The 19,906-nt window shown below is 31.3% G+C and carries 18 protein-coding genes; 15 read left to right on the top strand and 3 right to left on the bottom strand.

What is annotated here, in order from left to right; all coding sequences use genetic code 11:
• Positions 1-121 precede the first annotated feature (121 nt).
• From JMO20_RS09055 to JMO20_RS09045, 3 genes are all read left to right on the top strand, one after another.
• The gene (locus JMO20_RS09055) at positions 122-973 is read left to right on the top strand and encodes a tetrahydrofolate dehydrogenase/cyclohydrolase catalytic domain-containing protein (protein WP_202709258.1); all 852 of its coding nucleotides are present in this window, start codon (positions 122-124) and stop codon (positions 971-973) included.
• 137 nt (positions 974-1,110) lie between these two features.
• Complete coding sequence (locus tag JMO20_RS09050; RefSeq protein ID WP_202709257.1) at positions 1,111-1,737, top strand: cyclodeaminase/cyclohydrolase family protein; 627 nt, start codon at positions 1,111-1,113, stop codon at positions 1,735-1,737.
• Between the two features lie 81 nt (positions 1,738-1,818).
• Entirely contained in the window at positions 1,819-2,709 is an 891-nt protein-coding gene (locus tag JMO20_RS09045; RefSeq protein WP_202709256.1) for a formate/nitrite transporter family protein, read from the top strand.
• 356 nt (positions 2,710-3,065) lie between these two features.
• Here the strand turns inward: JMO20_RS09045 and JMO20_RS09040 are convergent, their stop codons facing one another.
• The 3 genes from JMO20_RS09040 to JMO20_RS09030 all read right to left on the bottom strand — a co-directional run bounded on the left by JMO20_RS09040 (position 3,066) and on the right by JMO20_RS09030 (position 6,102).
• Complete coding sequence (locus tag JMO20_RS09040) at positions 3,066-3,932, bottom strand: SDR family NAD(P)-dependent oxidoreductase (RefSeq protein ID WP_202709255.1); 867 nt, start codon at positions 3,930-3,932, stop codon at positions 3,066-3,068.
• 102 nt (positions 3,933-4,034) lie between these two features.
• Complete coding sequence (locus tag JMO20_RS09035) at positions 4,035-4,937, bottom strand: 3-methyl-2-oxobutanoate hydroxymethyltransferase (RefSeq protein ID WP_202709254.1); 903 nt, start codon at positions 4,935-4,937, stop codon at positions 4,035-4,037.
• 415 nt (positions 4,938-5,352) lie between these two features.
• Positions 5,353-6,102: a helix-turn-helix transcriptional regulator gene (locus JMO20_RS09030; RefSeq protein ID WP_202709253.1), complete on the bottom strand. Its 750-nt coding sequence runs from the start codon at positions 6,100-6,102 to the stop codon at positions 5,353-5,355.
• A gap of 745 nt (positions 6,103-6,847) precedes the next feature.
• Between JMO20_RS09030 and JMO20_RS09025 the strand changes: the two genes are divergently transcribed.
• The 12 genes from JMO20_RS09025 to JMO20_RS08975 all read left to right on the top strand — a co-directional run bounded on the left by JMO20_RS09025 (position 6,848) and on the right by JMO20_RS08975 (position 19,544).
• The gene (locus tag JMO20_RS09025) at positions 6,848-8,158 is read left to right on the top strand and encodes a methyl-accepting chemotaxis protein (RefSeq protein ID WP_202709252.1); all 1,311 of its coding nucleotides are present in this window, start codon (positions 6,848-6,850) and stop codon (positions 8,156-8,158) included.
• 121 nt (positions 8,159-8,279) lie between these two features.
• Complete coding sequence (locus JMO20_RS09020) at positions 8,280-8,519, top strand: hypothetical protein (RefSeq protein ID WP_202709251.1); 240 nt, start codon at positions 8,280-8,282, stop codon at positions 8,517-8,519.
• Between the two features lie 74 nt (positions 8,520-8,593).
• Positions 8,594-8,962 (top strand): hypothetical protein, encoded by a 369-nt coding sequence (locus JMO20_RS09015; RefSeq protein WP_202709250.1) that lies wholly within the window; start codon positions 8,594-8,596, stop codon positions 8,960-8,962.
• Between the two features lie 211 nt (positions 8,963-9,173).
• Positions 9,174-9,845 (top strand): response regulator, encoded by a 672-nt coding sequence (locus JMO20_RS20600; protein ID WP_202709249.1) that lies wholly within the window; start codon positions 9,174-9,176, stop codon positions 9,843-9,845.
• A complete protein-coding gene (locus JMO20_RS09005) occupies positions 9,842-10,942 on the top strand; it encodes a HAMP domain-containing sensor histidine kinase (protein WP_202709248.1) in 1,101 nt (366 codons plus the stop codon). The genes JMO20_RS20600 and JMO20_RS09005 overlap by 4 nt, the downstream gene beginning before the upstream one ends.
• A complete protein-coding gene (locus JMO20_RS09000; RefSeq protein ID WP_202709247.1) occupies positions 10,939-11,490 on the top strand; it encodes a hypothetical protein in 552 nt (183 codons plus the stop codon). The genes JMO20_RS09005 and JMO20_RS09000 overlap by 4 nt, the downstream gene beginning before the upstream one ends.
• Before the next feature lie 326 nt (positions 11,491-11,816).
• Positions 11,817-11,942, top strand: coding sequence for a hypothetical protein (locus tag JMO20_RS20335; protein WP_279380087.1), 126 nt, complete (start codon positions 11,817-11,819; stop codon positions 11,940-11,942).
• Between the two features lie 48 nt (positions 11,943-11,990).
• Positions 11,991-13,556 (top strand): recombinase family protein, encoded by a 1,566-nt coding sequence (locus tag JMO20_RS08995; protein ID WP_202709246.1) that lies wholly within the window; start codon positions 11,991-11,993, stop codon positions 13,554-13,556.
• 647 nt (positions 13,557-14,203) lie between these two features.
• The gene (locus tag JMO20_RS08990; RefSeq protein ID WP_202709245.1) at positions 14,204-15,541 is read left to right on the top strand and encodes a beta/alpha barrel domain-containing protein; all 1,338 of its coding nucleotides are present in this window, start codon (positions 14,204-14,206) and stop codon (positions 15,539-15,541) included.
• A 14-nt stretch (positions 15,542-15,555) separates the two neighbouring features.
• A complete protein-coding gene (locus JMO20_RS08985; protein WP_202709244.1) occupies positions 15,556-17,487 on the top strand; it encodes an aconitate hydratase in 1,932 nt (643 codons plus the stop codon).
• Positions 17,488-17,506: 19 nt separating this feature from the next.
• Positions 17,507-18,514: an isocitrate/isopropylmalate dehydrogenase family protein gene (locus JMO20_RS08980; protein WP_202709243.1), complete on the top strand. Its 1,008-nt coding sequence runs from the start codon at positions 17,507-17,509 to the stop codon at positions 18,512-18,514.
• 301 nt (positions 18,515-18,815) lie between these two features.
• On the top strand, positions 18,816-19,544 hold the full coding sequence (locus JMO20_RS08975; protein WP_243414695.1) for an ATP-binding protein: 729 nt from the start codon (positions 18,816-18,818) through the stop codon (positions 19,542-19,544).
• The last annotated feature ends 362 nt before the right edge of the window (positions 19,545-19,906 follow it).

The raw sequence follows: 19,906 nt of genomic DNA, 5'->3' as shown, positions 1-19,906 counted from the left end.
AGGTACCAGCAGCTAATAAAATGGACATATTAGAAGATGGAGAGATAGTAGGATTGTTCTAATTATATGATATTATTTTTTTATTACTTTCAAATTGGTAAGTGTATTAGGAGGTATTAAGGTGGGAATAAAATTAGATGGAAAACCTGTAGTAGAGCATCTGAGAGATGATATCAATAAAAGGGTAACTAAGCTTAAAGAAAAAGGAAATATCCCAAAGCTTCTAATCATTAGAGTAGGTAATAGAGAAGATGATATTTCCTATGAAAAAAGTATAGTTAAAAATTGTAAGATTTTAGGCATTGCAAGTAAATTGAAAACCTTACCAATAGATGTATCACAAGAAAAACTAATTGAAATAATAAAGTCTGCAAATATCGATAAAGAAATTCATGGAATTATGCTATTTCGTCCTTTACCGTCTCACTTAGACTTAGAAACTATTAATAAAGTGATCAGTCCTATTAAAGATATAGATTGTATGAATCCAGAAAATCTACAAAAGGTACTAGATACAAATCCTAAAGGTATTATACCATGTACCCCAAAAGCAGTTGTGGAACTACTAAAATATTATGAAATTCCTCTGAAAGGTGCTAGTATTGCAATGGTAGGAAAAAGCTTAGTAGTAGGTAAACCATTAGGATTACTATTGATGGAAGAAAGCGCAACAGTTACATTTTGTCATAAAGAAACTAAGGATGTTGCATCTATTACCTCGAGGTCGGACATTGTAATTGCCGCTATAGGAAAGGCAAAGCATTTTAAAGATAATTATTTTAATGAAAATGCAATTGTCATAGATGTTGGGATTAATGCTTCAGAGGATGGAAAAATATGTGGTGATGTGGATTATGACTTAGTTTTTGATAAAGTAAAAGCGATAACACCTACTTTAGGTGGTATAGGGATTATCACAACCACTATATTATTAAGCCATGTTGTACAAGCTTGTGAAGATTTGAATATATAAAAAATTAGGGATTCAGTTATATTTAAGAGAAAAAGTATCAAATATTTAAAAGGAAGGTAGATCTTAACCTACCTTCCTTTTAATGATATGATTAACCAATTTGAAAGAATACTTAAATATAAATTTGGAGGTAGATTATGTTAGAAAAGAGCATTAGCACTTTTGTTGATGAATTATCATCAAAGTCACCAATTCCTGGAGGTGGTGGAGCATCAGCTTATGTAGGAGCCCTTGGTATAGCTCTTGGATCAATGGTTGGAAATTTAACCATAGGTAAAAAAAAATACAAACATTTTGAAGAAGATATTCTAGAATTGATAGGAAAATCTGAGATTATAATCGAGCATTTTAAACAACTAGTTAAAAAGGATGCTGAGGCTTTTTATCCACTTTCAAAGGCCTATGGATTACCACAAAATTCAGATGAGGAAAAACATAAAAAAGAGGCAGCTCTACAGGAAGCACTTGTTGAAGCAGCAATGGTACCCCTTGAGATAGCAGAAACGTGTCTGCAAGCTATAAATATATTAGAAGAATATGCACAAAAAGGAACAAGAATTGCGATAAGTGATGTAGGGGTGGGTGTAGCTTTTTGTAAAGCAGCTTTACAAAGCTCTAAGTTTAATGTAATGATAAATACAAAAATGATGAATGATAAGAAATTAAAGAACAGTATAGAAAATAAATTGAGGGAGATCGAAATTATAGGAATGAAGAAATCAGATGAGTTACTTAAATACGTTGAAAATCAATTGATTAAATAATGTGATTTAAAATTTATAATTCTATTTCTATAAGAAATTCTTCTCACTCAATTATTAGAGTATATTAGTGAGGTGAGTTACATGAATATAATTAATATTTTAAAACCGAATGAAATAGCTAATGAAACGGTAGAAATAGGTATTAAAAAGACCAATAGACCAGCTATCAAAATGTTTCTACTTGGTATTTTAGCAGGGGCTTTTATTGCTTTCGCATCAGAAGGCTCAAATATGGCAGCATTCAATCTATTTGCAAAAGCTGAAACTTATGGGTTAGGAAAGGTTTTATCAGGAGCTATTTTTGGAACTGGCTTAATGCTTGTCATACTTGCAGGTGGTGAGCTTTTTACAGGTAATACATTAATTATGACTGGAGTATTAGAAAAGAAGATTAAGGTATCAGCAATGTTAAAGAATTGGTTCTTTGTTTATCTTGGGAATTTTGTTGGAGCAGTATTTATTGCATTTTTAATTAATCAATCTGGACTCTTAAATAGTGGCGCCAATCAATTAGGGGCTATGACGATAAAGATTGCTAGTTATAAAGTAGGACTTTCTTTTGGACAGGCATTTATTCTTGGAGTTATGTGTAATTGGCTTGTATGCTTAGCAGTGTGGATGGCTTATGGAGCTAAAGACATGACAGGTAAAATTTTTGCAATGTTTTTTCCAATTTGGCTTTTCGTAACATCAGGATTTGAACATAGTATAGCTAATATGTATTATATTCCAGCAGGTATTATGGCTAAAGGTAATAGTGCACTAATAAATGCTGCTAATCTATTAGGGTTAACACCTGAGAAGCTTAATGCATTGACTTGGAAAGCATTTTTCACAAAGAATCTTCTTCCAGTTACACTTGGTAATATAATTGGTGGTGGAGTATTTGTAGCTGTTATATATTGGTATGTTTATATAAGGGATGAAAAAAAATCCAAAAATAAAGAAGATGAAATGTATTCAAAAGCATAAAAGAGAATCAATTCATAATTTTATGAGACTGTGTTTAATAAACATAGTCTTATTTTTTTAGTGTATAAGAGAGTAAGAATTTTTTTGATAATATTTAAGAGTAAATATTTAATGATCATAGAGAAGAATTCCTAGAGCTATATGGATATAAAATTAGAAAAGTAATCTTTAAAGAAATTGAAAAGAAGATGAAAGGAGTCTCTTAAAGTAATGGGTAGTAGAATATAAATTTTTAAACAGTAGAGAATCCAAGAAGACAGCTTTTGATTGTAAAAGTATATATAGAATAAAGCGCTGAAATTATTTCAAAAAAGCGGCGATTTTTTCGCCGCCTTTTTAATACCTTTATTAATACACTATTCCATATTTAAATATGCTCCACCATCGGCTATTATTGTAGACCCATACATATAATCACTTATATTTGTTGCCATCATATATACAACTCTAGCAACCATATCTGGGTCTTCTGCAGGAACTGATTTCATATTTTTTCTGATTTCTTTTACTTTTTCTGTTACAGGAGTGTTTACAGCGCCTGGAGTTATCATTCCTCCAGGTATAACACAATTTAAATTTATGTCTATAGGTTTTAAAGCTCTAGACATAGACTTTGTTACTGCTATTAAACCCGATTTAGAAGCTACATAATCAAACATTACAGGAGCTGGTTCTTCCGAGAGTCCCGCAACTGATGCTATATTTATGATTTTCCCACCTTTACCCTGATTTTCCATTACCTTTGCAACTTCTTTTATAAAAAATACAGCTCCTTTTAAATTAACATTTAAAGTTTCTTCCCATGATTCTTCGGTTAATTCTGATAACGTCTTATGACTCCATACAGAAGCATTATTAACTAATATGTCTATAGTTCCAAACTCATTTAATGTAAAGTTAACTGCATTTTTTATCTGGTTGACATATCTGACATCTGTTTTTACAAATTTAACATTATAATTCTTTGATATGCAAAACTCTAAAAGTTTCTCTGCATATTCTTCTGCTACATCAGCAATCACAATATTTGCTCCTGCTTCTGCAAGTCTATTAATTACACAGGATCCAAGACCCATTGCTCCACCAGTAACGATTGCTGTTTTACCTGTTAAATCCATAATATCTTTCATAGGAACTGAATTTGCAATTCCTTTTGTTTTATCTCCTAAGCCATTTATATCTGTTCCTAATAATCTTTGATATCCTTCATGATAATTATACATAACATCCTCCCTAATATATGTTTAACAAACCCCCAAGAGCAACTTTATGTTAAAAATTTTGCTCTTGGGGGTTATAATTACTTAATTATTGATTAAGTCTTTTTAGTATTTTTGTTCTAATAAATTCTTAAATTTGTCTAATTCTCTCTCATCCATATGGAATCCATGCTTATCTTCTGGATATGCACCAGTTCGGACATCTTTGGCCCAGCTACCGTATGCTGTAGCTGCCCATTTAAAGAAGTCTGCATAAACTTTTGCATGAGAAGCAACAGAAGGCATCATATTAAAAGTATCAAAGTCTACCATTTCGGAACCATTTGCAGCTCCGCCAGCACAAATAGCTACCACAGGTACTCTTAGTTTTTTTGCAATTGCATTTGTAACTTCTATAGGTGTTAACTCTATAGTCATTCCCATCATTCCGTTCTCTTGGTATTCATAAGCTTGACGGAAAATCTTCATTGCATCTTCAGCAGTCTTACCTAGTCTTTTATATCCACCATATTTGCTTGTCTGCCATCCAGATAAAGCACCAACATGACCAAATACAACTAGATGGTTATCAGCCATGTACTTTAAGGTTTCATTACTAACTCCCATAGGAAGCAATGAATCAGCACCTTCAGCCATATACAATGATCCATACCTCAAAGCATCTTCCTTAGAAGAATAAGTAGGTGTCTGCATGTAAAAATTAATGTGGATATATTGAGCTGCATCACGAATAGTTCTAATCCACCAAGGGGCATTATCAATTTTCATTTTCGTATTCTCACCAGGAACTGTCAAACGGCATATATCAACACCTGCCATTTCAGCAGCCATAGTGAAGTACTTATCTCTATCAGCTGGACACATTTGTACAATTTTCTCACCATTATCTTTCATTTTTTGAAGGTGTGCAATTGTTTTTCTGCCTCTTTTCATTTTTGATGCTTTTACATTCTTTTTCTCTTCCTTATTGACTTCAACTTCATTATTTTTTTCTTTTTCATTTGACATACAATATTCCCCCTTTTTTAAAATTATGCCACATACTCAAATACATGCAATACTATTCTCTTTAACTTGATAGTACTATTTTGAAATCTAAACATAGGTTTGTACATGAGAAAGGCAAACGTTTACAATACTTATTAATTTAACTTTATCAAATAAGCAATTCTACTACAATTAGTCTATTTATGAATTAAATATTATTAATATTATTAATTGTATTAAAATGGAGAAATGATACAATATAATATTAGAGTTTTTTAAAAAAGATTTAGCTTTATGCTTACTTATTCTAAATCAGACTAATGAGTTTGGAGAATTATATATATCAAATTGAAAATATGGTGTGATAGAAAGTCAAGAATCCAAAGATGTGCAATGTAAAAAGTGTGAAATATGAGTATCGTCGATTTGAATTACTTTAGCCTAGCAATCTGACTAGAAGTTCCTGTAAAGTGGAAACATGCATTTTTTCATAGATATTAGAGATATGTTTATATGTTGTAGATTGTGAGATATAGAGCAATTTACTGATGACCGATGGCGAAATACCTTGGCACAGTAGATTGGCAATTTCTATCTCCCTAGGAGTCAGACTGGTGGTATCCCAAGAAATTTGTTCAACACCTTGACTGCTTTTCTGTTGGTAGAAAAAATTCTTATGTAGGTTATTTAATATCGGAACTATTAGGTATAGGGTCATGAACTCATCATCTGTAAAACTTTCATTTTTTGTCTTATCTAGAGAAAATATAGTCCTAGGCATACCATTTAAATCATATAGAGCAAAGCCAAGGGAGTACTTAAGACCACGAGAGCGAATATAATCAGTAATAAACTCGGTCGAAGGTTCTTTTTCCCATGCCTTTATATTAATCGTAGGTTTATCAGGATCTTCTCGAAAATTTCTTTCGAGACTATAACAGCAATTTTTAGTTTTTGAGTAATATTCAAGATACATAGTACTCCATCGCTTGTCAATGTTCATAAGATATTGATTGTATACCTTGCCGTTTCCATCTAGAAAATAAATTAGTGACTGGTCAAAATTGCATAACTCATCGAGACTAGACAAAATCTTAGTAGAAAAAGCTTTTGGTTCATGCACCCTTCCACATGAAAGAGTAAAGTCATGAATTTTTTTCCAAAGGATATCTAAGTTAGTATTCATCTTAATTCCCCCAAAAAAGTTATTTAATAAATCTTATACCAAATATCACGCTAAGATATTATATAAATTGTATTGAAGTTTTATAAAAATGTCAATATGACAACAACAAGAGGAAGCAAAATGGAGATATTTTGCAATTCAAATGAGACGTTTTTTACAATTATAGTTATCAAATATTTTATTTAATATTTTTCAAACACTTTATAAGTAATTTTGAAACAATCCGTCGGTAGAATAAAAATATCGAAAAGATAAGGAGGGATTAAAAAATAAAATCAATGAAAGGAGGATAAAACATGGGAGCTGTTATACCAGTTGTAGCTATCGTCGCTGTTGTTGGCGCTGGAGTAGTAATTTATAAAAAGAAAAGTAAATAAATTCCAAAGAAAACTTATAATAAGGAAAGTTTTATAGTACTTATTTTAATAAGTCGAAGAAGATGGATGGAAGAAATACTGATTGGATTAATTTTTTCTCTAAAATGTCTATGGCATCTAATGCTATAATAGCGATTATAAAATTCCTAATCAGTGTTTATTCCTTCTTTTTTTTGTATGAATATGTAAGAATCCCTTAGTTAATGCCAAAGTATTTCTTAGAATTGAATAGATGTGGTTAATAAGTTGCGGGTATTATATGGCTTTAAATTTTACATTAACAAAATAGAAACAATTCATAAACAAAACGCAAATATATTTTGTTTAAACTAACTATAATGAATTGACAGAAAAGGGGAATCTTCGTTATGAAAATACAAAATCAAGATAAAAAGAAATCTAAAAAAGTAACAAAAAGTATTAGGAACCAAATTATTGCTACAGGTCTATGTCCATTGGTTGTAATGTCAACAGCGACATCTATTCTATCTTTAAAGGGATATAGTGAGATGACAATTGCCAATACGATTGCTGTGATACTACTAATTGGTACTATTCAGTTACTTTATGTTGCCCATAGTATTGTGAAACCAATACGTAAGGCTGAAGAGTGCATCATAAAGATGGCAGAAGGAGATCTAGATATTTCTATTAGTGAAAAAATGATAAAAAGAAAAGATGAAATCGGTTCTATGGCTGAGTCTTTAATAAATTTAAGAAATAAACTGAAAGAGGCTATATCTGATATTCAGGAAGTATCAGAACAACTGTTGAATTCAGAAGATATTCTGGAAAGAATGGTTGGAGAAACAAGTTTAGCCACTGGACAAATTGAGTCAGCAGTTAAGATTATTTCAGATGATGCTAAGAAACAGTATGGTGACATGAATGAGGCTTCTAAGCATATTGAGGAGATAGGCAATCAAATAAGCAACATCGTAGTCAGTGTGGAACATTTAGAAGAAACATCAGGTAGAATGAAGGATGATGGAAGTCAGTCAATAGATAATATGAATAACCTTGATAAATATAACGAACGAACAAATAATGCAGTTGAGAGAATTAATAAACAAGTAAATTCTACATATGAGGCATCTATCAGAATTAACAATGTAATTCAAATGATTACATCTATTGCAGATCAAACAGTATTACTTGCATTAAATGCTAGCATTGAAGCAGCGAGGGCTGGAGAACATGGCAAGGGATTTTCTGTGGTTGCAGACGAAATAAGTAAGTTGGCAAATCAGTCAAGTGAATCTGTAAAAGAAATAGATGAAATTATTGGAGACTTGTCAAAAGAGTCTGGAAAAATGTTAGATATTATGAACGAAGTTCTAGGAGATGTTGGAAAGCAAAGAAAAAAGCTAGTTGAAACTCAAGGGCATTTTGAAAAAGTTAATGATGGCATTGGAGCTTCATTAAGAGAAATATTAGAAATAAGAGCACAGACTAAACCATGCGATTCTGCAAGAGAAAAGATTACAGAAGCCATAGAAGAATTAAGAGTTATATCAGAGAAAAGTGTTTACTCTACTGATGGTACGCGAGAGTCTGTAGCAGGATTGAACCAAAATATCAGAGAGATTGAATCAACCGCAACTTTATTGAAAAATTACTCAGAAAAGTTAAACAACCATGTACAATATTTTTCATTTAATAAAAAATTTATAGCTTAAAGAAATAATATATGAATTAACAATTTACAAATAATAATTAAACATTACATAAATATTTAAAATATATTATTGAATTATCAAATGAAACACAAATAAACCAAATTAAAAGGAGAGATAGATTATGGCAAAGTCAAAGCTTATAAAAGCAAATAGGAAAATTAGTGAAAAAGTTGTAGGAGGATACAAGAAGGTTGAAAATGGAGTAGTTGGTGGATTTAATAAGATGACTGACAAATTTGTAGACAATTACCTTACAAAAGATGGTGAATCAATAGCTGAGGCAAAAGAAAGGTTAGCCGCAGAACAGAAAGCTCGTGAAGAAAAGAGTAGGTTAGATATGGAAGAGAGAAGAAGATATTAATAGGATATCATCAAAGATATAAAAAATAACAAAATTAGCTAGAGTCAAGTAATAAAAGGGAGGAGCAAATAGATATGAAGAAAAGTAGCTTTGTGGCAATGATTTTAGGAACAATAGGAGGTATTTTACTGGCAATTGGGATGTGTATGACCCTTTTACCTGAATGGAATGCATTTAAACCTGGAGTTGTGATGGGATGCATTGGATTGGTAGTACTCCTTATAATGGTGTTTGTATGGAGAAAAATGGAGAATAAAGATCCAATAAAAATTTCACCAAAGACTATAGGTGCAACACTGATTGGAATTTTGGGTGCTTTACTTTTAGGAGTGGGTATGTGCTTAACTATGGTTTGGAGTAAAATGGTAATTGGAATCGTTATAGGTGTTGTAGGGATTGTTGTGTTACTTAGCCTGATTCCTTTTATTAAAGGATTAAAATAGATTGAATGTAGTGTAATCATATAATATTTACAGATATCGTTTGTTGAAAACTACCTTCGATATCTGTTTTTGTATACTGTTTGATTTTTGGCCATTAACAATTCTGAAACAATTCTCTAACAAAGTATAAATAAAATTAATATAGGATAAATTTAATATGATATTATGGTTTTAGTAGATAAGTAGTATTAAAGGACAAGGAGGAAAAATAGTGATTAACATATTAGTAGTAGAAGACGATAAAGAATTAAACAGAATTGTTTGTACTTATTTAAATGATAGCGGTTTTCAGGCAAAGGGCTGTTTGAATGCCAATGATGCATATGATGAAATGTATAATAATATATATGAGATGATAATTTCAGATATAATGATGCCTGAAATAGATGGATTTCAGTTTGCTAGGACAGTACGTCAGTTAAATAAAACAATTCCAATATTGTTTATGTCTGCAAAGGATGATCTTCCTTCTAAACAAAAGGGATTTCAACTTGGAATTGATGACTATATGGTAAAGCCCATTGAGCTAGGAGAGTTATTACTACGTGTAAGAGCACTACTTCGTCGGGCAAATATTGAAATGGAGAGAAAGTTAGTAATTGGGAATCTTATACTTGATGCAGATGCTATGAGTGCAACAATAAAGGATGAAGAGGTGACAGTTACTACTAGAGAATTTAATATCTTATATAAACTGCTTTCCTATCCCAAAAAAACTTTTTCAAGAGCACAACTTATGGATGAATTCTGGGGAATTGACACTGATACAAGTCTTCGTGCAGTGGATGTATATATAACAAAATTGAGAGATAAATTCTCTGAGTGTGATGGATTTAAAATAGTGACAGTTAGAGGGATTGGGTATAAGGCGGTATTGACATGAGAAAGGTAACTAAATCGGAGTTGAATGGGAAGAAAGTTTTCAGTGCATTACTATCATTTGTTATAACATTCCTTTCTTTTAGTGTTATTACTACTGCTCAGTTTTTCATAATAGGAGAGTATATAGACTATACAAGCATAAAGAAAATTCACTTTCTTTTAATTCTATTTTTCTGGGTTTTATGTTCTGGTATTTTTACCTATCTTACGTTATATCAAATCAAACAAAAATATGAAAAACCAATGAGGGATTTCGCAAAAGCAACTAATCAAGTAGCTAATGGTGATTTTTCTGTATATGTTGAACCACTGCATTCTCCTGATAAGATGGATTATTTGGACAATATGTTTCTTGATTTTAATAAGATGGTTGAGGAACTTGGAAGTATTGAAACATTAAAAACGGACTTTGTATCAAATGTATCTCATGAAATAAAGACACCCATTGCAGTTATACAGAATTATGCAGAATATTTACAGAAAGTATCCATTTCAGAAGAACAGAGAATTGAGTATGCTAAAGCAGTTGAGTATGCTTCAAAACGTTTATCAAATCTTATTACAAATATATTAAAGCTGAATAAAATTGAGAATCAAAAAATTCAGCTTGAAGTTTCACAATTTGATATATGCAGGCAGTTAAGTAAATGTGCAATACAATTTGAGGAAGCATGGGATAAGAAAAATATAGAGTTTGAAGCTGACCTTGAAGATAGAGCAATGATATATGGAGATGAAAGCCTTATGGAATTAGTATGGAATAACTTATTATCGAATGCTATCAAGTTTACAGAAAATGAAGGAAAGATCACTTTAAAGCAGACTTCTACAGAAGATAATATCATTGTTTCTGTTTCTGATACAGGATGTGGTATGAGTGAAGATACCTTGAAGCATATCTTTGATAAATTTTATCAAGGTGATACATCTCACTCTATGGAAGGTAACGGGTTAGGGCTTGCTTTGACGTTACGGGTATTACAATTACATGAAGGTAGAATAGATGCGGAAAGTATATTAGGTAAGGGAACCACATTTATGGTTACAATACCAGTTCACATTGTAGATAATATAGAAGATGAGGAGATTTTTTCATGAGTGAAATAAAAAAAGACAGTCAAACATTTGTGGCCTATGACTATAAAGAAGTCATTACAAATTCGGAAAAGATATCTTTTTTAATTGATTCGTATGAAAACTTTGGTTGGGAAGTTGATGAGAATGTAAATCATAAGATGACTACAAATAGAGTAAACCCATATGCAAATATAACTTTAAGATTAAAAAGAAATCGTAAGATTATGAATAAAATGGAGTTAACTAGGTTGCAGAGAAATTTTGAATATTGTATAAAAGAAATAGATAATCTTGAAAAGTCAATAACTTCACAAGGCACTATGTATTCACTTATTGTAGGGATTATTGGAACAGCATTTATGGCCGGTTCAGTATTCGCTGTGACATCAACACCACCTAAGATTTTACTATGTATCATTTTAGGAATACCTGCTTTTGTAGGCTGGATAATACCTTATTTTATATATAGAAATGTTGTAAGGAAAAGGACAGCAAAGGTGACTTCACTGATTGAAGATAAACTAGATGAAGTTTATGAGCTTTGTGAAAAGGGAAGTAAACTATTGTAGAAATAGTTAATGTGTGATAGGCATATTGCCTTAAACCTAATTAATAAAGAATCTCCTTAAAGAGTATGATTTCATCTTAGTTTGTATCTATACTATTAACGATAAGTATTTTCATAATACTTACCGTTAAATATTTCAAATCCTATTTGTTAATTAATATATCTAAAAAAAGTTATTAAGCTAAATGTAGTTTATCTTCCTTGTCCTAAGGGAGATATTTTTTTGACAAAATAATATTTTTATCTTATTAGATTCTAATAATTCTCTTATAGAAATTACAGCATAGGACAAAGTTACATTTTCATAGTATTTATTGAGGTGATAATATGTCCAATGCTATTGATTTGGTAGTAGAAGAAGAATTTAAGAATAGTAATGAACAAGATAGGGTTAGTCAGCTTGAAGAAATATTCTATTCAATTATTAAAAGAACAATAGAAAATAGAATATAAAAATAATAATTATTACTGCTAGTACCCAAAGGAGGAGGTATAACTGCTTTGGAAAAGGTAGCTATTTATTGCAGATTAAGCGATGAAGATAGAAATAAAGCCAATGACTTTGATGAAAGTGAGAGTATTCAAAATCAGAAGACTCTTTTAACTAAATATGCTTTAGAAAAAGGTTGGGCAATATATAAAATATACAGTGATGATGACTACTCTGGTTTAGATAGAGACAGGCCAGAGTTTAATGAAATGATAAACGATGCACGAAACAACAAGTTTAATATAATACTCTGTAAGCATCTCTCAAGATTCTCAAGGGATATGGAGTTAATAGAAAAATATCTTCACAAGGAATTTCAAGAGTGGAAAGTAAGATTTGTTAGTGTTACAGATAACGTAGATACATTAGATAAAGGCAACAAAAAATCAAGACAGATTAGTGGACTGGTAAACGAGTGGTACTGTGAAGATATCAGTGAAGCTATCAAAGCATCATTTAAAGTAAAGAGAGAAGAAGGTGCATTTATTGGGTCCTTCGCTCCCTATGGATATAAGAAGGATCCAAATAATAAAAATAAACTTATAGTGGATGATGAAGCTGCCAATATCATAAAAATGATATATAACTGGTACATAGATGGATACGGAACTCAACATATAAGTCATATGCTCAATGAGCAAAAAATACCTAATCCAACTAGATACAAAAAAGAACAAGGGTTGGACTTTAAGAATTCTTCTCAAACCGATGGTTATGGTCTATGGAATAAAACCACCATACGTAGGATATTAAGAAATAAAGTATATATAGGGTATATGATACAGGGGAAAAGAAAAAAAGTAAGCTTCAAATCAAAAAAAGTTATAGCAACTCCAAAAGATGAGTGGATGCTAATAGAAAATACTCATGAGCCAATAATAGATGAAAGAACTTTTAAGTTAGTTCAAGAGAAAATAAAAAAAAGAACAAGAAGTACTGGGAAGGGGAAGACACATATCTTTGCCAATAAAGTTAGATGTATGGATTGTGGAAGTATTTTAAATAAGGTAAGATCTGGAAAAGCATATGAATATCTCAGATGCAAGCTATATGCAAGAGACCCTAGAAAGAATTTATGTACTAGTCATAGTATTCGTCTAGATAAACTAGAAGATATAGTCTTAGAAAAGGTAAGAAGTCATATTAAGAATGTATCCGATGATAATTTAGTATATAGACTTAAACAGGAAGATGAAATAGCTCAATTAGCAAAAAGGAAGAAAAAAGAGATTTCAAGATTAGCTAAGAGAATAAAAGAAAAAGAAGAGATTATTAAAAATTTATATATAGATAAGTATAAGGGTCATATTAATCAGGAGCAATTTAATGAGTTGAACAATGGTTTTATAAAGGATAAAGAGCAATTGCAGGAAAGACAGAACTTGCTAAAAGAAGAAGTTCAAAGCTTGAAAGAGAGTCTTAGTACTATCGATAAGTGGTATGAGACAGTAAAGAAATACAAGTCATTTGATAAGTTATCAAGTACAATGGTGAATGAACTAATAGATCATATTGAGGTAGGAGAAAAGGATAAAAATAGGAAGAAACAAAAAGTTAAGATAGTTTGGAACTTTTGAGGACCTAAGGGTCCTTTTATTTTTGGAAAGTTTGCAAATAGTTAGTTCAATATTACTATTTTTCTTATAATACTTTATATTTATATATATTATGATAGTAATTATTCTAATGAAGGTATCTTACAGAAAGTCATAAACAGAGATAATTATATTTTAGATATCACGTAAGAATCAGTAATAGTTACGCTATATATTAAAAAGGAAGAAGCATGTCGTAAAATGTACCTTCTGCATAAAATATCACACTTTTTGAGTAGGAGATATTGACGTAAATCCAATAATTACCAAAATTAACTATCAATGGATATATATAGCGGTATTTATGATTTAAATAAAGACATAGCTATAAAAAACTAAACCCTATTATTAGACACTATATTTTAGTCTTGTAATAGGGTTATTTACATATGTTTCTAAAGAAAAATTATTAATAAAACGTAACAAAATATACTTAAAATGAAGGATTTTTAAATTAAACTTGCATTTTCTGCTTGAATATTAAAAACATACATGGTAAAATGAATGATAACAAGAAGCTATGAAAAGAGCGATGACTGGATTATGATGAATTAAAAATAAAGAAAGCTTCTACATTAAATATGCAAGTAAAAATTAATATCTTTCATAATACGTTAGGAGGAACTGTAATGAAATATAACGCTATTGATGTTTTAAAACCAAATTTGTATAAGGATATATTTCCTTATGATGAATTACCTAAAGTGATCTTTAATAATATACAACTACCTGTATCACCACCAGAAAACATATGGATAACCGATACTACATTTAGAGATGGTCAACAATCAATGACATCTATGACTACTGAACAAATGGTAAGAATTTATGATATGCTTCACAAGCTTGATAATGGTTCTGGAATTATAAGACAGACTGAGTTTTTTCTCTATACTGAAAAGGATAGAAAAGCCGTAAAGAAGTGTATGGCAAGGGGCTATGAATTTCCACAGATAACATCTTGGATAAGGGCTAATAAAGAAGATTTCAAATTAGTTAAGGAAATGGGGATAAAAGAAACAGGAATACTAATGAGCTGCTCTGATTATCATATATTTAAAAAATTAAAGAAAACAAGAAAAGAGGCTATGGCCATGTATTTAGGAATAGCTAAGGATGCCTTAGACAATGGTATTACTCCAAGATGTCATTTTGAAGATATTACAAGGGCTGACTTTTTTGGATTCGTAATACCCCTTGCAAGAAATTTAATGGAGTTAAGTAAGGAAGCTAATATTGATGTCAAGATAAGGGCCTGTGATACTTTAGGACTTGGAATTCCTCATAATGGTGTAGAATTACCTAGATCTGTTCCTATGATTATCCACGGACTTAAAACCTATGCAAAGGTTCCATCAGAATCTATTGAGTGGCACGGACACAATGATTATCATTCTGTAGTACCTAATGCAGTGGCTTCTTGGTTATATGGAGGTTCTTCAGTTAATACAACCTTGTTTGGTATAGGTGAAAGGGTTGGTAACTGTCCACTAGAAGCAATGATTATAGAGTATGGTCAGTTAAAGGGGAATACAAAGACTATGAATCTACAGATAATCAATGATTTAGCTGAGTTCTTTGAGAAGGAATTAAATTATCAAATTCCACCTAAGACACCATTTGTAGGTTCTGAGTTTAATGTTACTAAGGCAGGGATACACGCAGATGGTCTGTTAAAGAATGAAGAAATATATAATAGCTTTGATACAAGGAAGATTCTAGGGAGAAGTCCTTTGGTTGCTATTAATAATTACTCAAGTATTTCGAGCATAGCTTATTTTATAAATGGCTATTTTAACAAAAATGGTGAAAATAAGTTTTCAAAAAATGATGGAAGACTAATCCCTATTAAGAAGTGGATTGACAAGGAGTATGAAAATGGAAGAACTACTAATATCTCAACAGAAGAAATGGTAGAACTAGCAAATATATACTTAGTTGATGAATATAGAGAAAGCTTAATTTAGAAAGAGGTGTTTTTATGGGATTAACATTAACAGAGAAAATTTTAAAAAATCACTTGGTTAGTGGTGATTACATTAAAGGTAATGAAATAGGAATAAGAATAGATCAAACTCTAACTCAAGATTCAACAGGTACAATGGCATATTTACAATTTGAAGCTATGAATATAGATAAAGTAAAAACAAAATTATCCGTTGCTTATATTGACCATAATATGCTTCAGTCTGGGCCTGAAAACGCAGATGATCATTTATATATTCAAACTGTAGCTAAAAAACATGGAATACACTTTTCAAAGCCAGGTAATGGTATATGTCATCAGGTGCACTTAGAAAGGTTTGGTGTACCAGGAGATACTCTCCTTGGTTCGGATAGTCATACACCAACCTGTGGTGGACTTTCTATGATTGCAATTGGAGCTGGAGGGTTAGATGTAGCTGTAGCCATGGCAGGAGGAGAGTACTTTATAAAGACTCCTAAGGTTGTTAAAGTGAATTTAAAGGGAAAGCTTAGCTATTACTGTAGTGCTAAGGATATAATTCTAGAGGTTCTTAGAAAATCCACAGTTAGTGGTGGAGTAAACAAGGTATTTGAATACGGTGGTGAAGGGATAAAATGTCTTTCTGTTCCTGAAAGAAGTACAATAACCAATATGGGTGCGGAGCTTGGAGCTACAACTTCAATTTTTCCATCAGATGAAAATACTCTAGCCTTCCTAAAGGCTCAAAACAGAGAAAAGGACTTTACCCAGTTATCTGCTGATGAAGATGCAGTATATGATGAGGTTATAGATATTGATTTAGATAAATTAGAGCCAATGATAGCTTGTCCCCATTCTCCAGATGCAGTGGTTCCAGTTAAGGAATTAAGGGGTAAAAAACTTACTCAGGTGGCAATAGGTAGCTGTACAAATTCATCCTTTATGGATTTAATTAAAGTAGCAAATATATTAGATGGTAAAACTATACATGAAGATGTTTCTCTTGTGGTATCTCCTGGTTCTAGACAGGTATTAATTATGTTATCTCAAAATGGAGACCTAGCGAAGATAATAGCTGCCGGTGGAAGAGTACTAGAAAGTGGTTGCGGTCCTTGTATAGGGATGGGGCAAGCACCAAGTAGTAATGGTATTTCGTTAAGAACCTTTAATAGAAATTTTAAAGGTAGATGTGGAACAGAATCTGCCAATGTTTATCTAGTTAGTCCTGAGATAGCAGCACTATCGGCTATAAAGGGTTACATTGCAGGAGTTGAGGATTTTGATAAAGATGTTGATTTAGATATAAAGCTTCCGGATTCATTTTTAGTTTATGACAATCTAGTTGTTAAACCAGCTGATGGTGGTAAAGAGATTGATATAGTTCGTGGACCTAATATAAAGCCATTTCCCATGAATGATCCATTAAAGGATAAAGTCACAGGAAAAACCTTAATAAAGGTTGGGGATGGAATAACTACAGATCACATTATGCCTTCAAATGCACATTTGCTGCCCTTTAGATCAAATATCCCTTATCTATCAGAATTTTGTTTTAATCAAATAGATAAAGATTTTGCAAAAAATGCTAAGAAATTAAGTGGAGGAATAATTGTTGGAGGATTAAACTATGGTCAAGGGTCTAGTCGTGAGCATGCAGCGTTAGCACCCCTTTATCTAGGAGTAAAAGCTGTTATGGCTAAATCATTTGCAAGAATTCATAAAAATAATCTTATTAATAACGGAATTTTGCCATTAACCTTTAATGATAGGGATGATTATAATTCAATAGATGTTTTTGATGAACTAGAAGTTAAAGATGTTCTCTCTAGCATAGATTCTAATGAAGTTGTAGTTTTCAATCAAACAAAGAACTTAGAATATACTACAGCTTTAGATATAACAAAGAGACAAGCTGATATGCTAAAAAGTGGCGGGCTTTTAAATATGATGAGATCAACGGCTGACTAGATTGTAGGGAGGTGATATTTTGGAAAGAATAATTACTTTGATTCCTGGAGATGGAATAGGAAAAGGTATTATAGATGCAACAACAAAAATAATAGAGGCAACTGGGGCAAAAATTACTTGGGATGTACAAGAAGCGGGACTTTTAGCTAATGAAAAATATGGCAATCCACTACCCGAGGAAACTTTAAAGAGTATTGAAAAGAATAAGATTGCTTTAAAAGGGCCTCTTACTACTCCGGTAGGAGTGGGATTTAGGAGTATAAATGTTGCCCTAAGACAACATTTCAAACTATTTGCCAATGTAAGACCTATTAAATCTTTTGATGGTATAGATTCTTTACATAATGGCGTGGATTTGGTCATTGTAAGGGAGAATACAGAAGACTTATATAAGGGTATAGAGTATATGGTTACTAAAGATGTGGCAGAAAGCATAAAGATAATAACTAAAGAAGCTAGTTTGAAAATATGTAACTTTGCCTTTGACCTTGCAAGACAAGAAAAGAGAAATAAGGTTACACTAGTACACAAAGCAAATATTATGAAGTTTTCTGATGGATTGTTTTTAAAGTCAGGTGCTGAAGTATCGAGTAATTATAAGGATATTGAATTTGAAGATGTAATAGTAGATGCTATGGCAATGAAAATGGTTATGAATCCAAAGGACTATTCTGTTATTGTGGCACCCAATCTTTATGGAGATATTTTATCTGATTTAGGTGCCGGATTAATAGGAGGATTAGGTATTGCCCCTAGTGGGAATATAGGAGAGAACTGTGCTATATTTGAACCTGTTCATGGATCAGCTCCTGATATAGCAGGTAAAAATATTGCAAATCCAACATCAGCCATACTTTCAGGTGTTATGCTGCTAAAATATATAAAAGAATTTGAAGCTGCATCTAAAATTGAAAAAGCCTTAGAAGAGGTACTTAAAGATAAAGAAAAATGCACAATAGATATTGGGGGAAAGTTATCTACTACTGAATTTACAAATGCAGTTATAGGGAAAATAAAGGACCTGTAAGGCTTATTTAAATATAGAAGAAATTATTGGACCTTCCCATAGGATGATTGAAAAATTGGGAGACAAGGTTCAATCAAAATTAGCAGCAAAAAAAGAAGCCAAAAAGGGAAGTAGTTCCAAACTCGTATATATGGTGATACACAGGCTCTATACCAAGGGAACCTAAAATGTATAATTTTAATCATCACGTGGCATGCTAATAGTTTGTGTTTATGAGACACCTTGACATGTTGTCGACCCCAAAAATCCAGGAGCGGTAGATGAGATTATCCACTTAGGAGATTATTGGGATGTGGAGAAGATGGAAGCAAATAAAGAAGTAATCCTTGAGGGTATAGAGAGAAATGGTAAGTTTTATAGAAGAGCTTATAAATATCTAGCTGCTGCTAAGCTAATAAAAGATGATATTGCTTGGAAGGTAGAAGAAGCATTAGAAATTGGTCAAGTAAATGTTGCAATATATAATCTTATTAGTGATATTTTTGAAAATGCTTGGATATCACCAACTACTGGAAAAGACAGACACTTGTTCGGTAGTGCTTACACACCAACAGGATGGCATGAGTATACTGATACTTTGCTAGAAGACCTTAATAAAACATATTACATTACAGGTGAAATTGGAACTGGGAAATCAAAACTTTTAGAGAAAGTTTATAATGAAGCGATTATTAGAGGTATAGATGTAGAAGTATATCATACTCCTTTAGTTCCTGAAAAAATAGAAACTGTAATAATAAAAGAGTTAAATATCGGACTTACTACAAGTAAATTAGCTACTATGTTTAATGCTGAAGAAATCAACTTAGATCAATATATAGATCAAGGTAAATTAGAAGTATACAAAGAAGATATTGAAGAAGATAAAAAGATTTTCCTTGATTTAGTAGCTATAGCATCTAAAGAATTTGCTAAGGCTAAGAAAAACCATGATGGTATAGAAGAAAGCTATGTACCAAATATGGACTTTGAAGCTATAGAAGAGGTAAGAAAAGAAATTATTAGTAGAATGTTAAGTTATGAAAAGTAAGAAATTAAAATCCGAGGGAGGATACCTCGGATTTAGTTTTTAATAATAAAAAAAGTAATTATTTGTATATTAAGCATGATTTCTGAATAATGAAGTCATGTTTTTTTATTTATTAAAAGAACTATGTAGATAATTTTAATTCATAAATATGCAATTTACTCAATAAATAACCAGCTAAATTCAAGGGTTTTATTGGATTTAGTGAAATTAATTTAAGAATAAGGAATAATATTACCACTTTCTATGTAGAAAAAATAGTAATTGATATGGTAAAGCTCTGATGGTAACATTTATATATAAAATATTAGACCAAATATTTTGAAAAATCAGTTAATTTTATAAAAGTACTTTTATAGTCTTCA

Source organism: Sporosalibacterium faouarense, from assembly GCF_016765695.1.
Lineage (GTDB): Bacteria > Bacillota > Clostridia > Tissierellales > VENL01 > Sporosalibacterium > Sporosalibacterium faouarense.
Note: the sequence above shows the minus strand (reverse complement) of the source record. Positions and strands in the feature narration are given on the sequence as shown.

What these genes read in the sequence shown, in the direction of transcription:
- JMO20_RS20335 (WP_279380087.1), top strand. Translation starts at nt 11,817, where the DNA reads ATGTCCAATGCTATTGATTTGGTAGTAGAAGAAGAATTTAAGAATAGT.
- JMO20_RS09050 (WP_202709257.1), top strand. Translation starts at nt 1,111, where the DNA reads ATGTTAGAAAAGAGCATTAGCACTTTTGTTGATGAATTATCATCAAAG.
- JMO20_RS09005 (WP_202709248.1), top strand. Translation starts at nt 9,842, where the DNA reads ATGAGAAAGGTAACTAAATCGGAGTTGAATGGGAAGAAAGTTTTCAGT.
- JMO20_RS08975 (WP_243414695.1), top strand. Translation starts at nt 18,816, where the DNA reads ATGGAAGCAAATAAAGAAGTAATCCTTGAGGGTATAGAGAGAAATGGT.
- JMO20_RS09015 (WP_202709250.1), top strand. Translation starts at nt 8,594, where the DNA reads ATGAAGAAAAGTAGCTTTGTGGCAATGATTTTAGGAACAATAGGAGGT.
- JMO20_RS09035 (WP_202709254.1), bottom strand. Translation starts at nt 4,937, where the DNA reads ATGTCAAATGAAAAAGAAAAAAATAATGAAGTTGAAGTCAATAAGGAA.
- JMO20_RS09000 (WP_202709247.1), top strand. Translation starts at nt 10,939, where the DNA reads ATGAGTGAAATAAAAAAAGACAGTCAAACATTTGTGGCCTATGACTAT.
- JMO20_RS09030 (WP_202709253.1), bottom strand. Translation starts at nt 6,102, where the DNA reads ATGAATACTAACTTAGATATCCTTTGGAAAAAAATTCATGACTTTACT.
- JMO20_RS09045 (WP_202709256.1), top strand. Translation starts at nt 1,819, where the DNA reads ATGAATATAATTAATATTTTAAAACCGAATGAAATAGCTAATGAAACG.
- JMO20_RS09020 (WP_202709251.1), top strand. Translation starts at nt 8,280, where the DNA reads ATGGCAAAGTCAAAGCTTATAAAAGCAAATAGGAAAATTAGTGAAAAA.
- JMO20_RS08990 (WP_202709245.1), top strand. Translation starts at nt 14,204, where the DNA reads ATGAAATATAACGCTATTGATGTTTTAAAACCAAATTTGTATAAGGAT.
- JMO20_RS08985 (WP_202709244.1), top strand. Translation starts at nt 15,556, where the DNA reads ATGGGATTAACATTAACAGAGAAAATTTTAAAAAATCACTTGGTTAGT.
- JMO20_RS09025 (WP_202709252.1), top strand. Translation starts at nt 6,848, where the DNA reads ATGAAAATACAAAATCAAGATAAAAAGAAATCTAAAAAAGTAACAAAA.
- JMO20_RS09040 (WP_202709255.1), bottom strand. Translation starts at nt 3,932, where the DNA reads ATGTATAATTATCATGAAGGATATCAAAGATTATTAGGAACAGATATA.